This window comes from Vibrio nigripulchritudo ATCC 27043 (assembly GCF_000222685.1).
Classification (GTDB): domain Bacteria; phylum Pseudomonadota; class Gammaproteobacteria; order Enterobacterales; family Vibrionaceae; genus Vibrio; species Vibrio nigripulchritudo.
On sequence record NZ_AFWJ01000178.1, the window covers coordinates 1 to 2,511 of the forward strand.

Below are 2,511 nucleotides of genomic sequence, written 5' to 3' on the forward strand. Positions count from 1 at the left end.
AACACTAAATTAACATATTTATCACCAAGCAATTACAATCAGCTAATTATCAACATGTTAACTATTTTCTCACTTTTGAAATTGATTGAGGGGACCGTTTTAAATGATAATGAATTGTAAAAGTTGCCTTACCAAAAGAGGATTTATGATCGAGTTACGCGAATACAAGCTTTTCGAAGGTGAGAAAGAAAACTGGCTGAAATTCATGGACGAGGTTGTGCTACCTCACCAGATAAAATGCGGAATGAAGATTTTGTTCCAGAGTATTTATGAGGACGAAAGCAAGAACGTTTGGTTTGTCTGGGCTCGCCAATATGACTCTGAGGAACACAAAATCAAGGCAAATGAAGCGACTTACAACGAGTGGTGGGTCAGCGAAGTAAGACCTAAGGTATTTACCATGATCGACAAAGATGCAGTGCGCGTTCGCTGGCTGGAAGAATTGGACTAGCCTCGGTATGCGAGTTCCAGCCCAAACTGCTGTTGCTTCCGGGATATAAGAAGGCGGAATGGCTCGCGGTTAACCTCTCCAAACGGCTCTGTTGGGTGATTGATCCGAGTCACTGGTTTTCCATCGAGATCAACCTGTTCAATACCGAGAGCTTATGTTTTGGTTGTTGTGTATACCCACCCAGCCGACTGGTCCTTAATCCCATTTTCACAATGCTTTCGCACATTGACACTGCACAGGAAACACCATCTAACACAGGCAAACCAAACTTGTCAGACAATTCTGCTGCTAGGTCTGTCATTCCCGCACACCCTAGAACGATAGCTTCAGCTTTGTCTTCTGAAATGGCTCGCTCAATTTCATCCCCAAGAATCTTCATCGGCTTAACGCTTCCATTTTCCAGTTCCAGAACCGGGATTTCAGATGCTCGCACTTTCACACAGCGCCTTTCCATCCCGTATCGCAAAATATTGTGTTCCAGCGCGGGCACAGATCGAGCCAATGTAGTAACAACGCTAAACTTATTGGATAGGACTGACGCGATGTGATATCCCGCTTCGCCAATGCCCATTACGGGTTTGTGCGTAAAACATCGAGCCGCGTCCAACCCAGTGTCGTCAAAACAGGCGATGATCACAGCATCAAAATCATCTGCTGCCTGTATGGTTGCAAGCATACCAGGTATTGCCATTGCTTCATCAAAATAACCTTCAATGGAGATGGGTCCTTCAAGCGAAGAAACCGCAATGATTTCGGTATCTCGAGAAGCCGCTTTTAGTGCGGAGAAACGAATTTTTTCTGTCATGCTCGCGGTTGTATTAGGGTTTACAATCAGGATTTTCATGTTGAATTATAAATCCCCGCCTAAGTAAGCTGCCTTGATACGGTCATCGTGAATCAGGCTCTTTGAAGGACCTTCTAAAACGATGGAGCCAGTGGACAAAGCATAAGTCCGGTCGGATATTGACATTGCCATACGGCTATTCTGCTCAACCAGCAACACACTGACATTCTGGTCTTTTGAGATCGAGACTATCGAGCGGGCAATGTCCTGTACCAGTTTCGGTGCAATCCCAAGGCTTGGCTCATCAAGAAGGAGTAGATCAGGTTTTGCCATCAACGCCCGACCAATTACCATCATCTGTTGTTCACCTCCTGACAAGGTTCCTGCATGTTGAGAAAAACGCTCTCGAAGCCGAGGAAACCGTTCAAGCACACTGTCCAGTGACTCTGAAATTTCCTTTTTGTCTGAGCGTGTGAATGCCCCCATCAGGAGATTGTCTTTCACTGACATATATGGGAAAACTCTTCGTCCCTCTGGAACCATCGCAATTCCCCGTTTTACTATCTCCGCTGCTGGTGTCCCGTCTAAACGCTTATTGTTGTAGTAAATCGAACCTGATTTGATTTTTGCCAAACCCGTTATGGCTCTCAAGATTGAGGACTTCCCTGCACCATTGGCTCCGATCAACGCCACTGTTTCACCTTTCTTAAGATCAAGTGATACACCTTTCAAGGCATAAACGTGGTCGTAATAAAGCTCAACATTTTCAAATTTAAGTATCTCGGTCATAGACTACATCCCCACCGCTGCATCTTCCGACCCTAGGTAAGCCTCTATGACTTTTGGGTTGTTTTGAATTTCAAAGGGTGTCCCTTCAGCGATTTTTTCACCAAAGTTAATCACTACAAGGCGGTCCGAGATTTTCATAACAGCAGGCATATCGTGTTCCACCAGCAAGATGGTGACTCCCCGTTCGTCACGAAGACGTTTGACTAAGTTGACCATCCGCATTGTTTCGTCATGATTCATCCCAGCAAAGGGTTCATCCAAAAGAATAATTGACGGCTCCGTAGCCAAGCCTATCGCCATCCCCAGTGTTCTGAGGTGTCCTTGAGGTAAGTTTGAAGCCATTTCGTCCGCAATGGATTCTATTCCAAGAAACTCTATTAATTTGTTTGATGAATTTTCGAATTTAGCTTCGTCTTCTCTGGCGAGTTTAGTCCCGACAAAGAAGCCCAGTAACGAAGACTTTGAACGCAAATGATGGGCAGCGACA

At 45.2% G+C, this 2,511-nt stretch carries 4 protein-coding genes; 1 reads left to right on the forward strand and 3 read right to left on the reverse strand.

Annotation, left to right across the window (positions count from 1 at the left end; all coding sequences use genetic code 11):
• The first annotated feature begins 145 nt into the window (after positions 1–145).
• Positions 146–451: a hypothetical protein gene (locus tag RH89_RS14280; RefSeq protein ID WP_004403237.1), complete on the forward strand. Its 306-nt coding sequence runs from the start codon at positions 146–148 to the stop codon at positions 449–451.
• 109 nt (positions 452–560) lie between these two features.
• Here the strand turns inward: RH89_RS14280 and RH89_RS14285 are convergent, their stop codons facing one another.
• The 3 genes from RH89_RS14285 to RH89_RS14295 all read right to left on the reverse strand — a co-directional run.
• Positions 561–1,295, reverse strand: coding sequence for an aspartate/glutamate racemase family protein (locus tag RH89_RS14285; protein WP_004403238.1), 735 nt, complete (start codon positions 1,293–1,295; stop codon positions 561–563).
• Between the two features lie 6 nt (positions 1,296–1,301).
• Entirely contained in the window at positions 1,302–2,024 is a 723-nt protein-coding gene (locus RH89_RS14290; protein WP_004403239.1) for an ABC transporter ATP-binding protein, read from the reverse strand.
• 3 nt (positions 2,025–2,027) lie between these two features.
• On the reverse strand, positions 2,028–2,511 hold a 484-nt coding region (locus tag RH89_RS14295), incomplete at its 5' end, for an ABC transporter ATP-binding protein (RefSeq protein ID WP_004403240.1).

Bases quoted from the DNA above. Each gene is read 5' to 3' on its own strand.
- RH89_RS14280 (WP_004403237.1), top strand. From the start codon at position 146: ATGATCGAGTTACGCGAATACAAGCTTTTCGAAGGTGAGAAAGAAAAC.
- RH89_RS14285 (WP_004403238.1), bottom strand. From the start codon at position 1,295: ATGAAAATCCTGATTGTAAACCCTAATACAACCGCGAGCATGACAGAA.
- RH89_RS14290 (WP_004403239.1), bottom strand. From the start codon at position 2,024: ATGACCGAGATACTTAAATTTGAAAATGTTGAGCTTTATTACGACCAC.